Origin of the sequence: Acinetobacter sp. AHP123, assembly GCF_023757925.1 — a bacterium.
Classification (GTDB): domain Bacteria; phylum Pseudomonadota; class Gammaproteobacteria; order Pseudomonadales; family Moraxellaceae; genus Acinetobacter; species Acinetobacter oleivorans.
In genome coordinates, this window is sequence record NZ_CP092454.1 from 1,272,915 (window position 1) to 1,295,547 (window position 22,633).

The window sequence follows — 22,633 nt, forward strand, 5'->3', positions numbered from 1 at the left end:
TAAATTTATTAACATTCATTCAAGATTTCTCCTGCTTTTTGCAATGTCTCATCATTTTTAGCAAAGCAGAAGCGAATCAGACGTAAAGACTCTGGCGCTTGCTGGTAGAAAACCGAAACAGGAATAGCCACAATTTTATGTTGCTCCGCAAGAAACTGGCACATTTCTACATCGTTTAAGTCAGGTCTAATCTGACTGTAATCAAGGTTTTGGAAATAAGTACCTTGAGATGGTTTTAGTAAGAAACGACTATTTTGAATAGCGTGATTAAAACGATCTCGCTTAGTTTGATAAAACTGCGAAAGCTCTTGAATATGTTCCGGATGTTGCTGCATATATTGCGCTAGGGCAATCTGACAAGGTGTCGTGCCACAGAAATTCGCATATTGGTAAATCTGGCGAAATAAACGCATTAACTCAGGTGAAGCGACGCAATAACCTGTTTTCCAGCCCGTCACATGAAAGGTTTTGCCAAAAGACCCAATCACAAAACTACGCTCTCTGAGCTCTGGAAAATGCAATGCGCTAAAGTGTTGCTGACCATCAAAGACTAAGTGTTCATAGACTTCATCGGATAAAACCACAATGTTTTTATCTTGAATCAGTGCAATAAGCTCTAACCAATCCTGTTTTGCCCAGATGGTACCTGTTGGATTATGGGGAGTATTCACCACAATCATACGGGTTTTGTCATTAATTAAATCTTTAACTTGCTGCCAGTTCACCTTAAAGTCAGGTGCCTCAAGTGCGATATGAACTGCTTTACCACCTGCTAACTGCACAGAAGGGCCGTAGCTGTCGTAACTTGGGTCAAAAATAATGACTTCATCACCTGCATTGATGCATGCCTGTATGGCACAAAAAATTGCAATGGTTGCGCCCGGAGTAATCGTGATTTGCGTTACAGGATCAAGTTGAAGTTGGTCACGCTGCTGAAATTGTAAAGCGAGCTGCTCACGTAAACCGAGAATACCATCGCCAGGTGGATATTGATTATGCCCAGCTAAAGTCGCCTGAGATAAAGCTTCCAGTAAGGCTTGTGGTGCCGGAAAATCTGGAAAGCCTTGTGACAGGTTGAGAGCACCTAAACGATGTGCCATTGCCGTCATGGTACTAAAAATAGTCACGCCTTGAGTGGCCAATTTTGACTCTAGTTGAAGCATATTGTTCTCTTATTAAAAATATTTAAAGTTATAAAATTGATTCAATCACTGCTCGAATTACACCGAGGGTTAAACCAATAAATGCACCGACTACAACGCCATTTACTCGGATCATATGTAGGTCGCCACCGACTTCATTTTCAATTTTCCCGATCATTTCGCGTGAATCCCATTCATGAATGCGTTCACTGACATAGCGTATGATTTTATGGCTATATTGATCTGTAAAAGTCAGCGCAAGTCCTGTCATTTCTTTGTTGAGCACTTCACGTACTTTGGCATTTTGAACAAGGTTTTCACCCAGTTGCTGAATAGCAGCTCTTAGGTTCATTGCAATGCCAGAGTCTTCTTTCATTAAATCTTCTTTAATGGCATTACACAAAATCGTAACGGCACCACTGATGAAATTGAGGACTTGTGGGCTATCAAGAAGGGCATCTTTACCGCTGTTGAGACGTTGGCTAGCAACGCTGTCTGGTTTTGCCAGCTCAAGCATGAGAGAGTGGGCAATGGTTTCAATTTCTTGTCGCCATGGGTGTTCAGGGTCTGCCAACATCGATTCTACTTTTTCAACGAGTGAATCGATGGTACGTTGTTGAACATCAATACCAATCCAGCTTGCGCCTTTTGCAAGTGACCAGACACCAAGTGCTTTAAACATTTTTCGGGTTAATTCACGGGTTTTATCTGGGTTTTGTACCACCCATTCATGAGCGATATCGAGTCCACGCTGTAAAACGTCTTGATGGAAATCATTTTCCAATACCGCGCGTAGCATTTCACTTGCGAGTTTATTGACCTCGGTATTACGCACCCATTGCACACTATTGTTTTGCACAAAATTGGCAATTTGATCTTGGCTAACAAACTCAAAAATTTTCGGAACAGTTTGCTGAATGAGCTGCACCACTTGGGTATTGTTTTGTGGACTTGCTAACCATTGGCCGATTGCGAGGCTTAAGTCCGTTTTTTCTAAGCTTCGTTCGACCACTTGAGGCGAAAGAAAATTTTCTTGTACAAAACGACCCATTGACTCAGCAATGCGAGCTTTGTTGCGTGGAATAATCTCGGTATGGTCGCGTAAAAACTTAGGAATGGGTAACTTACCAAATGGGTTCCGAAACAGAACCGTAATCGCGTACCAGTCGGCTAAACCACCGACTACACCGGCTTCTGCCCCTAACATTAAAATATGAATAAAACCTGTGTACTCTGGCAGAAAACGATCAGCCACCATCAGTGCAATCCACAGCACAACGACAATAATAAGCGCCAGAGTAGCAAAATATTTGCTACGTTTTAGACTGGGCACGTGGTGAACTTCTTCTGCCATGTTCATAAATTTATCCTATTCATTTTTGTTTTACTGGAGGCTCAGGCGGTGGCAACAGCTCTCCTGTCGGACTCAATCCATATTTTTGTCCGATTGATTTCAAGATCAAGGTTGCATCAAAAGCATCCTGTGGAGCCTGCTTTTGATCCCGATAACATTCAATAGTATACGACACTTGAACAGGGTCGATATTGACCACTTGTGGGTAATCATAGAACGGATCATGCCAGAAACCTGGGTAGCGACGACCATAACCATATGGGTAAAAGCTTGGAGCTGATGGATAAACCACAGCCTGACGTTGTGGTTTCTGGCTCTGATTACTTGGATCATTTTGCACTTTAAAAAAGCGGAAACCTTTTTGTATCGTCGTTTGTGCTGATTTCACCAAGGTAATTTCTTCAGCTCTGCCATAACTCATATTTGGGTCGGCTTGAAAACTAATACGGAACGTTTGGGCATTTAGAGGATATGCTGAAAACTGGCCAAGCTGATCAAAGGTTCTTGGCTTACTTGGAGTCGTTGCACACGCAGTTAAAGTTAAGGCAGTGCCTAAGGCTAAACAAAGAGAGAGATATTTCATGATGAACTCCCAGCTGAGCATTATAAAATAGATGACTCAGCATTAAAAATTAAGAAGTTTTAAAAACTACTGTTCGGTTCTAATAAAAATTCGGTTTCCTCTGGAGTAGAAACACGCCCGAGAATGGTATTTCGATGAGGATAGCGTCCAAAGCGATCAATAATGACTTTATGCTTTTTCTCAAAACTTAAATTAATTTCACTGCCGAGGCGTTGAAAGAGTTTCAAGGCAAACTCATGAATCAGCTTCGATTCACTATGCATAAACGGCATATATAAAAAAGAACGTTGCTCTGGATTAAGCTGTGCGTCGAGTTGCAAGCTAATCGTTTCTTGTGCCAAAGCTAATGCTAAGCTGTCATAGGCAAAAGATTCGGGTTGATCACGATAAATGTTGCGAGAAAACTGGTCTAGTACAATAATCTCTGCCAAACGGCCTTCCGCTGTTTTTCGCCAAGACCACAGTTCTGCTTGAGTTGCCTGTCGATGAACGTCAGAAAAATTTTCACGAATTTTTTTGTCAAAATCATCACTTTTTGCAAACCAAAGTGAACGGTGTTCAGGAGAAAACCAGAAGTTTAAAATGTCTTGTTCGTTCATGATATTGACAACTCTTTAGCAATTATTCTTCAATAAAATCACAATTCTTTCGTGTCTTAAATAACAAGATTGTGATAAAAATTGCCAAACTGGAATGATGTGAGTATATAACTAGCCGTATCATCTCACGATTTTGTATATAGTGATCTTTAATAAGCGAGCAAATGCATGAGTCAACCCACTACACCCTCTCAATCAGTTATTCCTGCTTGGGTGGATTCGTCGCTACTACAAGGCATGTTACGTGGAATAGAGCGTGAAAGCCTACGTATGCAAAGTAATGGGTTCTTATCACAAGAGTTACATCCAAAGGCATTGGGTTCGGCTTTAACGCATCCACAAATTACGACTGATTATTCAGAAGCATTAATGGAGTTTATTACCTCACCTAAGCCAACCATTGGTGAAGCTTTGAATGAGCTCACCGATATTCATGCGGTTGTGCATCGTCATTTAGAAAATGGTGAAAAACTCTGGCCGCTGTCTATGCCATGTATGTTAGACGACAATGAAGAACGGATTCGTCTAGCACAATACGGCACCTCTAATATTGGTCGTTTTAAAACACTATACCGCCGTGGGCTGGGAATTCGATATGGTCGCCGTATGCAAACCATTTCAGGCGTGCATTACAATTTATCTTTTCCAGATACACTTTTTGCCGAGCTACAAGCTCATGAAACTGACGAACAATTAAAATCATTAAGTTTGCAGGATTATCGTAGCCATCGTTATTTTGGTCTTATTCGTAATTTTATCCGTTTAACACCGTTAGTTATGTTTTTAGTGGGCGCTAGCCCAACAGTATGTCGTTGTTTCTTAACTGGACATAAACATCAGTTATTACCTTTAATCAAAGGTTCATACTATTTACCGTATGCTACAGCACTCCGTATGGGACGATTGGGCTATCAAAACTCAGCTCAAAAAAGCTTAGGTATTCATTACAACAATTTGACTGGCTATCTGGATGGTTTACAAAAAGCCGTTCATTCTCCTTACCCACCATTTAGCCGTTTAGGGTTAAATGATGCCTCTGGTGAGCCGTTGCAAATTAATGATCATGTTTTGCAGATCGAGAATGAATATTACAGTCTTGTACGTCCAAAACAGGTGCCTCAAAAAGGTGAAACACCGTCTCAAGCCTTGAAAAATCGAGGGGTGGGGTATGTTGAGCTACGTGCTGTTGATGTAAACCCATACTCGGCAATTGGTGTTGATGAAACGACAGCAGGCTTCCTTGAAGTGTTAGCACTTTATTGTTTGCTAAGTGATAGCCCAGACTTGTTAGGTCCTGAGCAAGACTTGGTTGAGAAAAATCAGACCGAGGTGGTAAACCGAGGTCGAGCACCGAACGCAACCATTACAGATTTAACAGGGTCATATCACATCGAAGATTGGGCACGTTTATATATTGCAAAAATGCAAGATTGTGCACAGCTACTCGATCAGACCTACGCAACGGACTTGTATGGTTCAGCATTAGCGATCATGCAAGCACGAATTGATGAAGTTGATGAGACTTTATCTGCCCATGTTATTGACGATACGTTAAAACATGGTGGAACATGGAGTTTTGGTAGCCACATGGCGCAATTACATGCTGAAAGTTATGAAGAGCATGAGCTTAGTGTGGAAACCTTGAAACATTTTGAACAATTGGCTGCACAGTCGTTACAGCAGCAAGAACAACTTGAGCAAGATACTCAGGTCAGTTTTGATCAATATCTTGAACAATATCGATAATAAAACGAGGTTTTACATGCGATTAAGTTACCGTTTGGTGAGTGGGCTACTTGTTTTAGCAAGTATTGTCGGCATGTCTTTTGCGTTGTATCTGGAACATGTAAAAGGTTTAGAGCCATGTCCGCTCTGTATTTTTCAACGTGTTGGCTTAATGGCGATGGGTTTTGTGGCGCTCGTCGCTTTTTTGCATAACCCAGTTTCCAATGCGATTAAACGCTTTTATGCATTTTTGGCTGGCATCGCAATTTTATGGTCAGTCGGTGTCGCAGGGCGTCATGTGTGGATACAGCATTTACCCGCAGATCAAGTACCGAGTTGTGGACCGGGTTTAAATTATTTAATTGATGCTTTACCTATGAAAGCAGTTTTGCAAGAAGTGCTTTCTGGTTCAGGTGAGTGTGCTGCAATTGATTGGACCTTTTTAGGTCAATCTTTACCAGTTTGGTCATTGGTTTATTTCGTTTTGCTCTTACTGGTCTGCTTATGGCAGTTATTCCGTTTTTATCCAGTGTTTAAGACTGCTAAAAAGTAAGTTTAAACAGATTAAAAAAAGCCCAAAATTATATTGGGCTTTTTTTATTGTTTTATAATTAATCAAACTATAAAAAAACAAATTGAAAAAAAGAATAATGATATAGACAGATAGGTCTGTTTTTTATAAAGTGCAGCCGTTTATATATCCTTATGATTATAAAAAATGTTTTTTAATATCTTTAATGTTTTGGAAAAAATAGGGTTAAGTGCACAGAAACGCGCGATTCACGTGCAATTTTCTAATGAACTACTCAATAACCAAGTTTTTTTACAGCGTATCGAAGGCCAACACCAGCTAAATGGGGGAGTTGAAGCTGAGTTGATTTGCCTTTCGACGAGTGCCCAAATTGCATTGAAGCAATTTATAGGGGTACAGGTTGCTGTTGATCAGGTCACTGATTCAGGACAATTATTCCGAACTACAGGAATTGTGACTGAAGCCAGTTATGGCCAAAGTGACGGTGCTTTAACGCTTTATAAACTGACCTTAAAAGACGCGACAAACTTATGGCACAAGCGCCGTAATAGTCGTGTTTTTATGAATAAAAGTATTATTGAAGTCTCGGAAGTTTTATTTAAAGAGTGGCAAGAAAAAAGTCAGCTTTTTGCGACAAGTTTAAGTCTCGATCTTAGTGGGTTAAGTCAGAGTTATGATATTCGCCCATTTATCATGCAGCACAATGAGTCTGATTATGACTTTCTGACACGCTTATGGCGAAGTGAAGGCGTTAGCTGGCTAATTGATGAAGCCGAACTTTTTGTTCCTCATTTTACTGCGCCAATACAGGCTCAAAAACTAAGACTCATTGATGACAATAGCCAGTACCAAGCTTTAGAACGTCGTAATATTCGCTATCACAGAAGTAGCGCAACAGAATATCAAGATAGCATTACGGGTTTTGTAGCAGTGCGGACTTTGCAACCGACAGCGGTACATGTGCAGCGTTGGCAACCCGATGCTCTGGCACACGAAGAAGGTGTAGGTTCAGTTATTACTACACACATACATTCAGAGCAGTTTGATTCAGCGAGTTTGAGCCTTGAACAAGCATGGCACATGAGCCCAGCTTGGATGCAAGATTTAAAAGGGGAAGATCAAGCTACCGCTTCAAGTGGTAATCAGCTAGAGAAATTAAATCAGCACTTCACACATATGTACGCAAGTCAGGCCAAATACTTTAAGGCCTATAGTAGTGTCCGTGATAGCCAAGTTGGTTATTGGTTTAACCTACAGGAGCATCCAGAAATTGATCAGCATGAAGGGGCTGATCAAGAGTTCCTGATTATTGCTAAAAATTTCTATAACCAAAATAACCTACCGAAAGATTTGCATCAGCAAGTTAGCCAGTTGTTAACCCAAAGTCGTTGGGATAAACATGGTTATGAATATATTGAGCGCCAAGGTAATGAGCTAACCTTAATACGCCGTCAAATTAAAACTGCACCTGAATATAATCCAGAACAGCATCGACCAATTGCCTACCCACAAAGAGCGAAAGTCGTGGGGCCAGAGGGAGAGACTATTCATGTCGATGAATGGGGACGTATCAAAGTACGTTTTCTATTTACCCGTAGTGATGATCATGGACATGACGGTGGTGCAGGGAGCAATGACAACGATACTGACTCGGCTTGGGTTGATGTACTAACTCCTTGGGCTGGCGAAGGCTATGGAGCACGGTTTTTACCACGTATTGGTGAAGTGGTTGTCATAGACTTCTTTGATGGCAATATTGACCGTCCATTTGTGACGGGGCGTATCCATGAAGCGCAGCGTTCGCCAACCAAATTCGATGTAAAAGGGCAGCTTCCTGCGACTAAAAAACTAAGCGGGATTCGCAGTCAGGAAATCAGCGGTAGTGGTTTTAACCAATTACGCTTTGATGACACAACGGGGCAAATCAGTACCCAACTACAAAGTAGTCATGCAGCAACACAGCTGAATTTAGGTAATTTAAGCCATCCGAAAGAACAAGCTACGAGCCAAGGTCGTGGTGAGGGTTTTGAGCTTAGAACAGATGCGTGGGGAGCTGTGCGTGCAGGTAAAGGCATGCTCATTAGTACCTATGCACAAGAGCAGGCAATTGCAGACCATTTAGAAGCTGCACAAGCACAATCTTTACTTTCACAAGGTTATGACAGCATGAAAATGCTCAGTGAGGTTGCGGCCAAGCAACAAACTGATGCTTTGAATGTGATTAATCGATTACCCAAATTCATCCAGTCCCTTGAGCTAAAAACCACAGGACAGGCATTAAATAGTACGATAAACCTATTTAAGGAAGGCATTAATAACGACCCTATTCACGCATTAAAAGACTGTGGTGGCTTTATTCAAGACATGGGTGCACTAGGTGGCGATACAAAAGGTGTTGTAGACGAATTTAATGCTTTCTTTACCGATGCTAAAGATGCGGTAGAGAATTTAAAAGCGTTCATCGAAAATGTTGAAGAACATGGCGCTGAGATTGTTAAAGGAAAACTTGCCAGCATTAAAGATCGGATTCATAAAAATCCATTTGAAAGTATTAAAGAGGTCGGAAAAGTCTTAGGGAATGTGGAGACCAAAGACTTTGACATGATGAGTGTATGTGGAACATTTAGTAAAGGCAGTAAATTAGAAGTATCACCATCAAAAGCATTGAGTTCTTTGCAAGGCTTTATGGAGGGTTATACCCAAGGTTTAGAAAGTAGTGCAGATACGAAACAACAAGAACAAGGCAAAATCTTTAGGCAAGCTCTGATGTTATTAGCATCGCCAAATGGTATTGCTTTAACGACACCTGAAAATATTATTCTGCAAGCTTCACAAGATATTGCTGAAAGTGCCAGCGGTTCAATTAATTTAAGCGCACAGAAAAATATTATTGGGCATGCACAAGACAAAATCAGCTTGTTTGCTGCACAAAAGGGTTTCCGCGCTTATGCAGCAAAAGGAAAGCTCGAACTACAAGCGCAAGACGATGCTATTGAAGCAATTGCTAAGAAGGTCATCAAGCTCATTTCTACAGAAGAAAAAATCGAGCTTACAAGTCCAAAAGAAATTGTATTAACAGCAGGTGGGTCGCAGCTCAAAATTAATGCGGATGGCGTATTTTCAACAACAGGCGGTAAGTTTGAAAGTAAAGCTGGGCAGCATTTGTTTACGGGTGGGGCAACAGTAAATGCTGAGTTGCCGAAAATGCCGGCAACAGGGATGTACAGTATGAGATTTGATTTAAGTGAGATATTTGATACTAAGATATTAAAAAATATGAAATATAAACTGATTAATCACTCTAAGAAAATCGAAGCTGTATATGAATTTGATCAAGAAAGCAGTGCGAGAGTTTATAGTGACTCTATTGATAATGTAGAACTCGCTTTAGTACCAGGAGCTTATTTAACAGAAATTAAAGAGCTAATTCCTGAACAGGAAGCTGAATCACTAGATGGTGACGAGATCAATGGCTGTGGGTGTGGAATTGACCCTGAACATACACATAATGATTAGGAGAATTAATGATGTTTAATAAACAAAATATAGCTTGCCTTTTTTTGGTTTTATTTTCACTGAAAAGTTATGCAAAAGAAGATTTTAATCTTATTTCGCAGTGTACAGACGAATATGAGACAAGTTGTAATGTTATGCTAACAGTAAATGGTAAAAAAAGTATTTTATTACGTAATATAAAATCACCAAATATTGAAAAAGTTAGTGAAGACATCTTTCATGTAGTAAGTTCATGTGGCTCACCTTGTGTAGGGCATTACTTTATTGGAAAAAATGAGGAAGACTATACTGAGGAGTTGATTAGTTTTGATATTAAGTCTAAATGTATTATAGAAAGTGATAGTCGTAAAAAGAAAATATATGCAAAAAAGATGTTCACTAATAATAGAAAAATTTTAATAGACCTAAGTGATAAGAAATTCAATATTCTTCCATCAAAATTTAATTATTACAGTGATTTTAGTGAGATGTCTAAATTTGATAATGCTGGAGATCTTAATTTAATTGCAAATGATTACGGTGAAATTCTGTTTAAAAAGAAAATCCAAAATCCTTGTGGAAGTAACAGTAAATGAGTTATTCAGAAGAATTTATAAAGTTCGTTGGGACTGTGGCAGGAGAAGCTGGAGGATGTAGTTCAACCACTTGGAAAGTTGTGGCACACTGTATAAAAAATAGGATTGGTTTTGGAGAATGGATTAATGCAAGAAATGTCAGTGATATTTTAAAAAAGAATTTCGATGCTATTACTGATAAAAATCCACCTTTTAAAAAAGCTGTGACAGAAATGCATTCTGGGAATATATCTGATCATACGCAAGATATTATTGAAGCAATATCACCAATTTATCAGGGACAGGAGGAGGATATAACAAATGGAGTTGTATTATATTTTAGCCCTAAAGCTCAAGCAGCTTTACATAAGAAAAATCCAGAAAAATATACTTCACTAGTTCCAGATTTTGCTAAAAGTCCCTTGACTGAAGAAGTAAAAATAAAAGGAACAGAAAATGATGATATGCGTTGGTATAGATATAAAGGCACATCACGTTTCTATGTCCAATTTGTTGATAGAAGTGCGAACGTACTTGTTAAGTCTAGTGTAAGTATTGGGTACAAGAAAACAAAAGTAGTACCAGCGTTAAGTAATTTGGTTACTAATAATCAAGGTAAAATTAGATCATTTCTTGTGCAAGATGGTTGGGGAGCAAGATTTACTATTGATGGTATTCAAGTAGTTGATAATAACAATAAAGAAGTTTTATTAATTGCTGATGGGAAAAATCATTCTTCGGTTATAGTCGTTGCAAGTGGTAGTAGTGGAGTAAAATCTCAAACTGATATACATAACCAACAGGCATCACCTAGTCAAAAGCAAGAATCTTTAAAAAAAGATACTCAAGCTGAAGTAAATAATGAAAAAAACGCAGAAGTCGGAGAGAAGGATACTAAACAAAAAAACGTTAATTTTAGTATTAAGATCATAGATAGCGAAAATAAGGTAATTCCAAATTTTTCTTACTTTCTGAAATATAAAAATGCTGAAAAGCAGCATAATGTGGGCGCTAATGGTATTGAAAATAACTTAGCAGCATTAAGTGGTGAAGAAATTGTAGTCTTAATTAGTGGGCTGGACTCAAAACAAGAAATTATTCGTTTTACAGCACAAGAAGGTATGGGGGAAAAGACTGTAAAGCTTAATTTACATACTTTTAATATTTTGTTCAGACATAGCGATACAAAAAAACCTATAACAAATTTGAATTTAATTCAAAAATATAGAAACCAGATAAAGCAAAAAAAGACTGATGGTAATGGAAAGATAACTGTTAGTGCAATGCCAGGATTCGAACTAAATTATAAATTAAGAGATGAACGGAATTTATTAACTATCAAAGTTGATAAAAATAAATCACTTCGTGTTATCGATGTTGATTCCTCAGCAATAGAGCAAGCATCAAAAAATATAAAGACAGGGACTAAAGTTGTAGAAATATCTCAATCTAAACAACCAATTCCTTCAGCTAAACATAAGCGACCAGTTGATAAGCCAGTTGAAACTCATGACTCTACCCCTAAGAGAGATGAAAAAGTAAAAACCAGTACAGAAGGCCATCCTAAAACTATTGTTATAGATAATAGTGATATAGAGTTTAAAATTTTAACTTATGACAAAATAACTAAGCAATTAGTTAGTAATTGTGAATATATAATTGAGTATAAAGGAAATAAAAACTCTCATATTAGCGGTGTTAGTGGTCTAGGTACAAAAATACATAAGGGCCAAGCCGGACAAACAATAAAAATATTTGAAAATACTAACCTATTGACTCAAGTAATATTACAAAAAGATATGAAACCTATATCGATTAATGTTACTAAGTCAGATTCATCTCAATTAAAAGTTAGCGGAGTGGATTGGTGTAACTTGTTTTTACAAAGTAATAGTTTAAGTGATTTAGCTGAGCCTTTCAAAACCAGCGCTTCAAAATTTATTAATGGTATGAAAAATGCTGGTATTACTGTTGTAATTAATACAACTTGGCGTCCATCTGAAAGAAGTTATTTAATGTATTATTCTACAGCGATAGCAAGAGGAGAAATTGCTGTAGATAAAGTACCTCCGTTTCCTGGAGTAAATATTGATTGGGCACATAAAGGAAATAAAACTGAAGCAATAAAAGCAGCAAAAGCAATGTATAAAAAATATGGTATAGGCAAGAATCCAGTAGGTAAACCAGGTTCTTCAAACCATAATAGAAAAAAAGCAGTAGATATGAGAATATCTAATTATGTTGGAAAAGTTGTGACTATTGATGGTGAAAGTATAAAAATTACAAGTTGGGCAACATTAACGCAATTAGGCAAAAAATATGGTGTAATTTGGTATGGTAGTAAAGATGCACCTCATTGGTCACACACAGGTAGGTAAGTAAAAGTGATTTACAAAATATTAATAGGTATGTGTTTATTAGGCTTAAGTGCTTGTGATACTAAACATTTGAGTGATACTACTCACACTAAACCTATTGAACAGCAAAAAATAGAGAAGCCACAAGAAAATCTACCTACAGTAGAGAAGTTGAAGATTAGTAAAGATATAAAAAAAATGCTAGATAACAAGATTTATGTATTATTGGATTCTGATGAGGGTTGTATAGTAAGTGAAAAACCTCTTAATAAAGATATTGTAATTGTCTATAAAGAGGACGAAAAATTTAAATATGATATTGTGAATCCAATATTGAAGAAAGATAGTAGTGATTGTGTTTCCGAGTTGGCTTTTGTTACCGATGAACCTAATTATTTTTATAATATTAATAAGAAAAGTAAGGATTTAGTGCGGGGTTATGGTTTTGAATTAAATAAAGATCAGATCTTGTATAAAAATAATAAAATTAGAGGAGTTGATTTAATAGGGGATGGAATTCCTAACATTATAACTGAATGTTTTTCAAATGAAGGTGCACATTTTAATATTTTTGGAGGACATAATAATGAAGAAAAGTTGTTACATCGTTATACTTACCTAGATATGAACTTACAAGCCTCATGTACTGAAAATGAAAAAATATATAGTAAAGGTTTGTTGGATATAAGAAATAAATATAGAGAAAATTAATGAATTGTGTCTGAAATATTTAATTTAAATAATATAGGCACTTTTATTGCTAAAAGTGCCTATATTAACCTATACCAGCTTTGGTTAATTAGTTGTTAGATGGCTTCTATAAAAATACTAATATCATAACTTTAAAACCAATTTAATAGTTTTAAATTTTTGATTTTTATATGTTTAATCTTATTATTATCCCCGTTAATTAAGTAGGAGAGTTTGGCACCCATCAAAATAGGCAAGTCATCTTCAATATCATCACTGTATGTCGCGAACCAAGGTTGTTTGATATCAAGTTTATTCAATCTTCTTACTTTTTCTTGAGACCTACAATGTATCCCACTTATCCATCCTCCTAGTTTCTTTTGCAAAGGAGTACCAATAATTTGTACATCTAGATTAATAGACTCTAGTAAAACATTCGCTAACTTTTCTGGTGCAGCCGTGGCAATAAACACAATTCTTCCACTGGCTAAATGATCTTTAACTTCTGTTATACCCTGCTCAAACCAATATAATGAATCAGAAGTAGCATCTTTGATATTATTGGAAAATTTTTTAAAACTGTATTCTAATTCTTCTTCGTTCAAGCTATACGTTGCAATCCACAAATACAATGAAGCACCTCTAGATTTATATTTCTTGAATTTCATAAGAGGTAAAGCAATCGGACTAACAATAATTGCAGCGATAAATCTGAGAAGATTAGATTTCAATTTACCTGTTAACCATGCCTTTGTAGAGTCACCCGAAAGTAATGTCCCGTCCAAGTCAAAAACAACGATTTCCTTCATATATTTCTCTAAATTTAGTAATAGTGATAAGAATTAGTTTTTTAAAAGGAATATTTTAATATTTACTTTATAAATTTATAAAATATTTTATTGTAATTTTGTTGTAATGTTTTGATTTTATTGTTTATAAACTAATCTAATGAAAAATTTTTGCTTTTTATTATTGTTTGTCCTTTCTAGTAATACATTTGCAACTGTAGATAAGTGGAATGATTATTTGCAAGATTCCACCCAAATAAAATCACCTATAGAATATATAGATACTTATAATAAATATACGGTTATAAATACAAATTTAAAAATTAAATTAATAGATTTTGGTGACATTCAAAAAACTAAAAAGGAGATTAAATATTCTTTGAAAAAGTATGGAGTTCAAATTTTAAACAAGAAAGAAGTGTATAATGTTTTTGAAAGTAAAGTTCCCCTAAAGTCAAATGTTGATTTTACTTTATTATATAATGATAAAAATATTGTGGCTTTTAGGACTCGGGAAATTAGTAATATAGACTATGTCAAAGAACCATATAAAAATTTCACTGCAAATGCATATTTTTATAATTTGTTAAATAATAAATTTATTGAAGTACCAGTTTTAAATTCAGATAGTGAGGATAAAAGTAAGGCGACAGATATCTTACAAGGAGATCAGTTAACTTATGATTCAAAAAAAGGACAATATATTTATTTAGCAAATATAAAATCTTATAAAACAGGGAAAATACAATCTGTCAAAACTATTTTTAATAGTAACTTAAAATGTATTTCTTCTACTTTAGGATGCGAAACAATAGGGGCTCTTCCTGCTACAAAAGCTAATTAATTAAAAAAGCCCAACTTAAGTTGGGCTCTTTTTTACGTCTCTACAATTCCTTCTAAATCTTCGAGCGTATAGTTCGGCATATCAATAATATGGGTTTGAATACCTTCTTGCACATAATCATTAACATTAGGATATAGCCAGCGAGTAATCTGTTCCGCAACACTCGAGTGATACTGAATTTCAAAGTGATTTAAGCCATAAAATACGGCTTTATGAGAGTCTGGAACTTTGAGCTGAAAACGTGGATTAGGGTGTTCGCCTAGCGCGCTTTTTACGCTCACCAAATAGTCGCCAATCACAGTAAGCGCTTTGTTACGTACTTTTTCAAATTCGAGTGTGCCTGCCACTAAAAAGGTATTGATATGGGAAGGTAACGGAGCTGGGGCACGGTTATCATCCATCATGCCAATTCGGGCATCCATATATTCCCAGTCGTCATCACGAACGCTACCGTGGCGTAAGTCTAAAATGCCATTACTACGAATATTAACTAGTTGACCGAGTAAACCCACAAAAGGGAAGGCCCCGAGCTTATCTTGTATAGTAAAACCAAAACGCTCCAACACTGCACCATGGTGTGGAGAGCCAATGCATACTAGATTCTCGACCATATGAATCCATTGATACATGTTTTGTTTGCCATAAAACAAGGCACTGCGAGAAACTAGTCCGCCCATACTATGACCAATGATATCAATACTGGTAATTCTTGGATTACGCTGTACCAAGTCTTCTAATAAATTTGAAAAACTGCGCCCATTGGCTGAAATACGTCGACCTGTATTGTAGTTTAAATACAGCATCGTGTTATGGTCGCGCTGTGCTAACAGACGCTCCCCAATACCGCCATAATGTGCATTTGACCAACTAAGATGATTCATACACAAACCATGAACCAAAATCACAATACGACCTGCAAGTTCCCCTTGTTGTATTGCACCGTAGTGATCGTATAGCACCATGGGTAAAGCGAGAGGGCTATGTTGTTTAAGTAGATAATCCCCAAAAATTCCATTCAAAATTCCGACTAAAAAATGTAAGCTCGGGGTGAGTGGTTTTTCGTGAAGTGTGGGATATTTTTCAATAATGTGACGTAAGCTTGGCGCTAAAAAGTGGCTACCATATTTTTGTAATGCGCCATAAGAAAATTGATATGCCTTTTGCACAAATGGTCGTTTTTGAAAGTTTTTAGCATTTTGTGTGCTTACACCAAAAGCATTTTTTAATACTTCAATATTAATAACTTGTATTAATTCATGTACACCATTTAAGCTGGTACTGAACAGTTGAGCTAAACCTTCTAGTACGTCTGCCTGACTCGGTGGCGTACGATCCCATTTACAATAAGTTTCATGTAGTGGTGTTAAGCTCGGCATATCTTTTCCCCATATACGTTATAACCGACGTTTTAAGCTGTACTTTTTATCAACGGCAGTAAACGTTTCCATCTTAGTAGTTTAAATAACACATGTTTTTAAAATACTGATGAATGGTTAGTTGAGTGGTTTTTCTTGTCTGACAATAGTGTTTTTATATACAAACTGAGAACAAAAATGTGAGTTTATTCTCAATTTAGAGGGAAATATATGAATATTATCTACCTCCATGGCTTTAATAGTAGCTCTCTTTCAATTAAAGGGATAAGCCTGAAGCAGTATTGTAGCGAATTAGGCATAAATGTGCATTTGCCAGACCTAAACAGATCTCCTAATCTAGTGGTAGAGCAAGTTTCAGCGCTTATTGAATCGTTGCAAGACGTGGCTTTAGTCGGTAGTAGTCTCGGCGGGTTTTTTGCGACATATTTTGTCGCGAAATATAATATTCCGGCTGTACTGATTAATCCTGCTATGCAACCATGGAAGTTGTTTGATGAGTTATTCCAAGTTGAAAGCATGCCCTATGTGGTGAATGATCAATGGTCAATTGACCATATTCAGTTGCGACAATTACAACAACTGGAACTGAAACAACCTGAAAATGCTGACAAAATACTCGTCTTGTTGCAACAAGGCGACGAAATTTTGGATTATCGTCAAGCACAACGCTATTATAGTGCTGCAACGCCATCCTCATTGATTTTGACGGATGCTCATGGCAATCATGCTATGGAAGATTTTGAAGAAAAATTACCGTTAGTGATCGAATTCTTTGCGCACACCATCAAATAAGGAAAACGTACAACGTGACACAATATACGGCTCAATCGCTTGAAGTCCTTTCTGGTTTAGACCCTGTTCGTCGTCGTCCAGGGATGTATACCGATACGACTCGACCTAACCATTTAGCCCAAGAAGTTATTGATAATGCTGTTGATGAAGCATTAGCTGGTCATGCCGACAAAATATGTGTCACGGTTTATAAAGATGGTTCATTGTCTGTTGAAGATAATGGCCGTGGTATGCCAGTGGATATTCACCCTGAATATGGCCAAAGTGGTATCGAAATCATTCTGACCAAGCTCCATGCGGGTGGTAAATTCAGTACCGATAACTACCAGTTTTCAGGTGGTTTGCATGGTGTGGGGATTTCAGTTGTAAACGCTTTATCAACACGTGTTGAGGTCGAAGTTCAACGTCAGGGTAACCTATATCAAATGGCCTTTGAGCAAGGTGAACCCGTAGCACCTTTAGCTGTTCTCGAAGGTAAGGCTCCAAAGCGCGCGACAGGTACAACGGTACATTTTTGGCCGGAAGCGAAATATTTTGATAGTCCAAAATTTGCTTTAAAAGCACTTAAACACAATTTAAAAGCCAAAGCTGTTTTAGCGGCTGGTTTAAAAATTATCTATATCGATCAAATTAACGATGAAAAAATCGAATGGCAATTTGAAAATGGCCTCGTCGATTATTTGATGGATGAATTACAAGACCGCGAAATTTTGCCAAATCCCGCTTTTGTGAGTAATGGTCAGGCAGACCGGGCGGCGTGTGAATTTGCGATTTGCTGGAATGTAGAAGGCGGTGAGCAGGTTCAAGAAAGTTACGTCAACCTGATTCCAACCGCACAAGGCGGTACTCATGTGAATGGTTTACGTTCAGGTGTAACTGAGGCGTTACGTGAGTTCTGTGAGCTGCGTAACTTGTTGCCACGTAACCTCAAACTTTCGGCAGAAGATGTATGGGATGGTGTGAACTATATTTTGTCACTCAAGTTCCAAGAACCGCAGTTTTCAGGTCAAACCAAAGAACGTCTTTCGAGTCGGGAAGCATCTAATATTGTTTTAAATATTGCTAAAGATGCCTTCGCACTCTGGCTAAACCAACATGCTGAAATTGCTATGCAACTGGCAGAAATGGCGATTTCTAAAGCAGGTCGTCGTTTAAAAGCAGCAAAAAAAGTCGAGCGTAAAAAGATTGTTTCTGGTCCTGCTTTACCGGGTAAATTGGCTGACTGTGTGGGGCAAACGCGAGAAGACAGTGAGTTATTCATTGTCGAGGGTGACTCAGCAGGTGGTAGTGCCAAGCAAGCGCGTGATAAAAACTTTCAGGCTATCATGCCAATTCGTGGAAAAATCTTAAACACATGGGAAGTTTCTTCTGATGAGGTTTTGGCTTCTCAAGAGGTTCACGATATTGCAATTGCCATTGGTGTAGACCCTGGCAGTGATGATTTATCAGAGCTGCGTTATGGCAAAATCTGTATTTTGGCCGATGCGGACTCGGACGGTTTACACATTGCGACTTTGCTTTGCGCTTTATTCGTAAAACACTTTCCAACATTGGTTGAAGAAGGTCATTTGTATGTGGCGATGCCACCATTGTTCCGTATTGATATTGGTAAAGATGTCCATTACGCGCTTGATGATGATGAACTTGAAGTCATCTTGAAGAATGTAAAAGGCAATCGTAATCCGCAAATTACCCGATTCAAAGGATTGGGTGAGATGAACGCGAGCCAGCTACGTGAAACAACCATGGATCCAAACACTCGTCGTTTAGTGCAGCTCGATCTAGATGATGCTCATTTTACAGCGGGTTTACTTGATAAGTTACTTGCCAAAAAACGTTCGGCAGATCGTAAGCAGTGGCTTGAGCAAAAGGGTAACTTAGCTGATATCACTGTTTAAAATAGAATTAAAAAAAATCCCCGCTCAATAGGCGGGGATTTTTTTGTAAACCTAAGTTATTGGAAATCATCACAACGGTTTTTGCCATAAAATTAAAAATAGACAGATCTGTATATTTTAATTTAGGTCGTAATTTTTATAGCCTGTGGAAATTGAAAAACATCACAATTCGCTCCACCTCCAATTCGATCTACCACTGCAAAATCACTTGGTGCCTCAAAGGTAAGCAAAGGATGATGCCATATGCCTGCCCGATAATTGATACTTTGCTTCCCATTTGAAACAAATGCACATAGCTTTGAAATGTCGGGAGTATTCTCGTCTAAAGCGGGCGCGACAATAATTAAAAACTTTTGTTGCTGTAATGGAATAAATGCCTGAGACCCCTTGGGATGGCGCTCTAGAATTGAAATTTCCAGAGGTAGCACACTGGCCTTAATATTACGGAAAATACTAATTCCTGCCTTTGCTTCCCCTTCAATTTCAGTTTCAACGAGCGCATGGTAGCGCTCGGTGTGGGCATCGTTAATATGAAAAAAGTCATGCCCGTCGCAACAGATGACCTCTCCGAAGGGCTGAAAGTTTTCAATTGTTAAGGGCTGAATTTGAACATTCTTCATGATCATGACTTGGCAATTTTTCCCCATAAACGAACACGACTAATACCACCATCTGGAATCATGTTAATACGAATATGAGAGATTTTTTCATGCTGTAAAATCTCATTCACATATTCATGAATATGGTCCATTTGCATTGGTTGAGCTTCAAGTAAATAAGACCAGAACATACTTTGTGGAATCAGCTGTGCATCGGTTGCATTTTCAAGGTAAACCGCTTGAATGGATACTTGGGCAGGGAAATTGCCTTTAAAGTGCGCCGTATCAATTTCAAGCTTCTCAATTTTTCCGCTCTTACCCAATGCAAGAATACACCAGTCATAACCAGGAGCTCGGCGGCGTTTAGTTTCCCATCCATCGCCCATGTTGACGCCACGACCGGGGTTAATCAAATTACGTGGATGTCCAAAGTGCGCATCGCTATAGGCAACTACACGACCACCATTTTCAAGGGCTAATAAATCCAGAGTTTGTTCGCTATCAGTCACCTGAATATGAACGTCTCCATAGACACGTAAACGGGCAATACCACCATCTGGGAAAATATTGAGGCGTATATGAGTGAAAAGTGCATCATTATTGACCATAAAAATATGATGCTGGCTTGGGCCGAGTTCCGTATTTCCTAAAAGACTCTCCCATTTTGCCCCTGTAAGGTCACCATTTGGTGCATAACATGCTTCTAATGATGCAGATGCAGGATAATTTCCTGTAAAAAAGCTGGTATCAATATCAAGTGCACTGATTTTTCCACTTACACCTAGTTTTACGATGCACCAGTCATAGCCCGCATGACGTTTACGACGCGTTTCCCAACCGTCCATCCATTTGCCGTTATCATCAAATTTATCTTCAACAAAAATAGGTGCTTCAAATTGCAGCATACGCTTTGCTTCTGCAAAGAAATCATCTGAACACTCAATGACTTGTGCACCAATTCGGGCATCTGCCAAATTGGTTTTGGTATTCAAAATCTCAGGAAGTTCAAAAGCTGGAGCATGCAATGTTGCCATAGTGGAGTATCCGTATTTCTTGTTAAAAACATGATTTTTCATTTAAAACTGCGCTGTCACAGAGCGTGCCGAGACGAGTTCTACATTTAAATATATAAGCATGGTGCATGCCAGATTTGTGGAAAAGCTAAATAAATTTTGAACGATGGCATGTTTTTAGCATAAGCACCCTATAGGTGAATATCTATAGGAGCGTGTTATGAATGTGGTGATTATTGGTGCGGGAATGGGAGGTCTAACCACAGGCATTGCATTAAAGAAATTTGGTCACCAAGTTCGTATTTTTGAACAAACTGAAAAGATTCTTCCTGTTGGCGCGGCAATTTCGCTATGGTCGAATGGTGTGAAATGCCTGAACTATCTAGGATTAACCGAGAAAATCGCCAAACTTGGTGGACAAATGGATGACTTGGCCTATGTCGATGGCTTAACTGGAGATGTGATGACACAATTCAGTTTACTGCCATTAATCGAAGAAGTAGGTCAACGGCCATATCCGGTTGCACGTGCCGATTTACAAAATATGCTAATGGATGAATTTGGCAGAGATCAGATTTATTTAGGCAAAAAAATGGTCAGCCTTGAAGACAAAGCTGATTATGTTGAGGTGCATTTTGCAGATGGTAGTTCAACACAGGCTGATCTATTAATTGGGGCTGACGGTACCCACTCACTTACACGGACCTATGTGTTAGGCCAACAGGTACAGCGCCGTTATGCGGGTTATGTGAACTGGAATGGTTTGGTTGAAATATCTGAAGATTTAGCGCCAGCTCAGCAATGGACGACTTATGTGGGGGAAGGCAAGCGAGCTTCTTTAATGCCAGTTGCAGATGGTAAGTTCTATTTCTTTTTAGATGTGCCTTTGCCAGCAGGTTTAGACAATAATCGAGATGACTATAAAAAACTTTTAAAACAATATTTTGCGGATTGGTGTTTGCCAGTACAGCAACTCATTGAGCGCCTAGACCCGCAAAAAACCAATCGGGTAGAAATCCATGACATTGAACCATTTACTCAATTTTATAAAGGTCGTGTGGTGATTTTGGGAGATGCTGCACACAGCACCACACCTGATATTGGTCAAGGCGGTTGCCAAGCGATGGAAGATGCGATTTATTTAGCGCGTTCTCTGCAAATTAACACTTTAGGTATCGAAGATGCTTTACGTCGCTATCAAAACAAGCGTAATGAACGTGCAAATGAGTTGGTACTTCGTGCGCGTAAACGCTGTGACGTGACCCATATGAAAGATGAAAGCGTTACACAAGCATGGTATGCAGAATTACGCCGTGAACAAGGTGGACATATTATGCAGGGGATTATTAGCAATATTGTGGGTAATCCACTCGATTAAAACAAAAACAGCAAGGATAATTCCTTGCTGTTTTATCTTCTAAATCATAATTTTAGAAGTGGTATTTAACCAATGCGCTGACGTTATTTTCGTCTGCACCTTTAATACCGAATTTGTTATTCCACACAGAATGCTCAATACCGAGGTATAAACGTGTGTCAGGAGAAATGTGTTTACCTACATTCCATTTCCATTGTGTTGTCCAGTTCAACTCGCTGGCATGGTCGCCTTCAGCAGTTGACCAGTCAAGGAAACCATCTACCAAGAAATCTTCAGATCCTAATTTTAATGGAACGCCGTAAACGAATGTCATTTGATAATCGTCGTCAGTTTTCTCATTATTCGCGCGGTAGAAGTTTAAATTCGCATATTGGAAATATGGGATATCTAAGTCAACTGCAAAACCATAAAGGAAGTTGTCGAAGTTATTGCCACTTTGAGTGTTACTTTCCCACGTAGTACTAATTAACACATCTTTAATTGGACCATACGCCAATTTTTTACCAGACACTTCGCCTAAGCTTAAACGTGGTGATAATTCAAAGTAAGTACTTTTGTAGTCATCTTCACCGCGCATGCGGTCCATGAAGAAAAACACATCAGCGTATTTAACTTTCGCAGCATATTCCAAAGTAATCGTAGTTTCTTTGTCATCTACAACTTCATAGTTTTCACCATAAAGTCCAGTCACACTAAAATCTTGCCAGATTGGTTTTGCCTGAACCATGGCAGTTGCAGATAACAAGGCACAAGTCGCCGCAAGTTGCTTTAATTGCATTTAAATGATCTCCCCCCAAATAAAGCACGCTAAGGATACAGGGTCTTAAGCAAAAATGAAGCCAAATTTGATCAACGGTTAAAAAAAAGCCCACCGAAGTGGGGCGCTAAAAACT

At 38.2% G+C, this 22,633-nt stretch carries 19 protein-coding genes; 10 read left to right on the forward strand and 9 right to left on the reverse strand.

Features of this window, described 5'->3' with window-relative positions:
- Window positions 1-8 precede the first annotated feature (8 nt).
- Genes MJX77_RS06055 through MJX77_RS06070 form a run of 4 tightly spaced genes read right to left on the reverse strand, consistent with a single transcriptional unit; the run spans window position 9 to window position 3,678 of the window.
- Window positions 9-1,163 carry a pyridoxal phosphate-dependent aminotransferase gene (locus MJX77_RS06055; RefSeq protein WP_252060812.1) on the reverse strand — a complete coding sequence of 385 codons (1,155 nt, stop codon included), beginning with the start codon at window positions 1,161-1,163 and terminating at the stop codon, window positions 9-11.
- Window positions 1,164-1,191: 28 nt separating this feature from the next.
- Window positions 1,192-2,502, reverse strand: coding sequence for a DUF445 domain-containing protein (locus MJX77_RS06060; protein ID WP_049837549.1), 1,311 nt, complete (start codon window positions 2,500-2,502; stop codon window positions 1,192-1,194).
- A gap of 13 nt (window positions 2,503-2,515) precedes the next feature.
- The gene (locus MJX77_RS06065; RefSeq protein ID WP_016139827.1) at window positions 2,516-3,079 is read right to left on the reverse strand and encodes a CC0125/CC1285 family lipoprotein; all 564 of its coding nucleotides are present in this window, start codon (window positions 3,077-3,079) and stop codon (window positions 2,516-2,518) included.
- 59 nt (window positions 3,080-3,138) lie between these two features.
- On the reverse strand, window positions 3,139-3,678 hold the full coding sequence (locus tag MJX77_RS06070; protein WP_252060814.1) for a DUF924 family protein: 540 nt from the start codon (window positions 3,676-3,678) through the stop codon (window positions 3,139-3,141).
- Window positions 3,679-3,846: 168 nt separating this feature from the next.
- Between MJX77_RS06070 and gshA the strand changes: the two genes are divergently transcribed.
- The 6 genes from gshA to MJX77_RS06100 all read left to right on the forward strand — a co-directional run bounded on the left by gshA (window position 3,847) and on the right by MJX77_RS06100 (window position 13,073).
- The gene (gene gshA, locus MJX77_RS06075; protein WP_005300539.1) at window positions 3,847-5,424 is read left to right on the forward strand and encodes a glutamate--cysteine ligase; all 1,578 of its coding nucleotides are present in this window, start codon (window positions 3,847-3,849) and stop codon (window positions 5,422-5,424) included.
- A 16-nt stretch (window positions 5,425-5,440) separates the two neighbouring features.
- Entirely contained in the window at window positions 5,441-5,956 is a 516-nt protein-coding gene (locus MJX77_RS06080; protein WP_005300544.1) for a disulfide bond formation protein B, read from the forward strand.
- A 165-nt stretch (window positions 5,957-6,121) separates the two neighbouring features.
- Window positions 6,122-9,451, forward strand: coding sequence for a type VI secretion system Vgr family protein (locus tag MJX77_RS06085; protein ID WP_252060817.1), 3,330 nt, complete (start codon window positions 6,122-6,124; stop codon window positions 9,449-9,451).
- Between the two features lie 11 nt (window positions 9,452-9,462).
- On the forward strand, window positions 9,463-10,026 hold the full coding sequence (locus tag MJX77_RS06090) for a hypothetical protein (RefSeq protein ID WP_151821835.1): 564 nt from the start codon (window positions 9,463-9,465) through the stop codon (window positions 10,024-10,026).
- Complete coding sequence (locus MJX77_RS06095) at window positions 10,023-12,383, forward strand: hypothetical protein (protein WP_252060820.1); 2,361 nt, start codon at window positions 10,023-10,025, stop codon at window positions 12,381-12,383. The genes MJX77_RS06090 and MJX77_RS06095 overlap by 4 nt, the downstream gene beginning before the upstream one ends.
- Window positions 12,384-12,389: 6 nt before the next feature.
- On the forward strand, window positions 12,390-13,073 hold the full coding sequence (locus tag MJX77_RS06100; protein WP_151821831.1) for a hypothetical protein: 684 nt from the start codon (window positions 12,390-12,392) through the stop codon (window positions 13,071-13,073).
- A gap of 131 nt (window positions 13,074-13,204) precedes the next feature.
- On the opposite strand, the gene MJX77_RS06105 is transcribed toward MJX77_RS06100, so the two are convergent.
- The gene (locus MJX77_RS06105) at window positions 13,205-13,861 is read right to left on the reverse strand and encodes a haloacid dehalogenase-like hydrolase (RefSeq protein ID WP_252060822.1); all 657 of its coding nucleotides are present in this window, start codon (window positions 13,859-13,861) and stop codon (window positions 13,205-13,207) included.
- Between the two features lie 139 nt (window positions 13,862-14,000).
- On the opposite strand from MJX77_RS06105, the gene MJX77_RS06110 reads away from it, so the two are divergent.
- Window positions 14,001-14,684, forward strand: coding sequence for a hypothetical protein (locus MJX77_RS06110; protein WP_252060823.1), 684 nt, complete (start codon window positions 14,001-14,003; stop codon window positions 14,682-14,684).
- Window positions 14,685-14,716: 32 nt separating this feature from the next.
- Here the strand turns inward: MJX77_RS06110 and MJX77_RS06115 are convergent, their stop codons facing one another.
- Window positions 14,717-16,060, reverse strand: a complete 1,344-nt coding sequence (locus MJX77_RS06115; RefSeq protein WP_005300558.1) for an alpha/beta fold hydrolase — start codon at window positions 16,058-16,060, stop codon at window positions 14,717-14,719.
- Between the two features lie 210 nt (window positions 16,061-16,270).
- On the opposite strand from MJX77_RS06115, the gene MJX77_RS06120 reads away from it, so the two are divergent.
- Together MJX77_RS06120 and parE are read left to right on the forward strand one after the other, a co-directional pair.
- Complete coding sequence (locus tag MJX77_RS06120) at window positions 16,271-16,852, forward strand: YqiA/YcfP family alpha/beta fold hydrolase (RefSeq protein ID WP_252060826.1); 582 nt, start codon at window positions 16,271-16,273, stop codon at window positions 16,850-16,852.
- 14 nt (window positions 16,853-16,866) lie between these two features.
- A complete protein-coding gene (gene parE / locus MJX77_RS06125) occupies window positions 16,867-18,750 on the forward strand; it encodes a DNA topoisomerase IV subunit B (RefSeq protein ID WP_252060837.1) in 1,884 nt (627 codons plus the stop codon).
- A 122-nt stretch (window positions 18,751-18,872) separates the two neighbouring features.
- Here the strand turns inward: parE and MJX77_RS06130 are convergent, their stop codons facing one another.
- Together MJX77_RS06130 and alc are read right to left on the reverse strand one after the other, a co-directional pair.
- On the reverse strand, window positions 18,873-19,376 hold the full coding sequence (locus MJX77_RS06130) for an ureidoglycolate lyase (protein WP_252061312.1): 504 nt from the start codon (window positions 19,374-19,376) through the stop codon (window positions 18,873-18,875).
- Window positions 19,373-20,383, reverse strand: coding sequence for an allantoicase (alc, locus tag MJX77_RS06135; protein WP_151988761.1), 1,011 nt, complete (start codon window positions 20,381-20,383; stop codon window positions 19,373-19,375). The genes MJX77_RS06130 and alc overlap by 4 nt, the downstream gene beginning before the upstream one ends.
- 199 nt (window positions 20,384-20,582) lie before the next feature.
- On the opposite strand from alc, the gene hpxO reads away from it, so the two are divergent.
- A complete protein-coding gene (hpxO, locus tag MJX77_RS06140; RefSeq protein WP_252060840.1) occupies window positions 20,583-21,740 on the forward strand; it encodes an FAD-dependent urate hydroxylase HpxO in 1,158 nt (385 codons plus the stop codon).
- Window positions 21,741-21,792: 52 nt separating this feature from the next.
- Here the strand turns inward: hpxO and MJX77_RS06145 are convergent, their stop codons facing one another.
- Entirely contained in the window at window positions 21,793-22,518 is a 726-nt protein-coding gene (locus tag MJX77_RS06145; protein WP_009391378.1) for an outer membrane protein OmpK, read from the reverse strand.
- Between the last annotated feature and the right edge of the window lie 115 nt (window positions 22,519-22,633).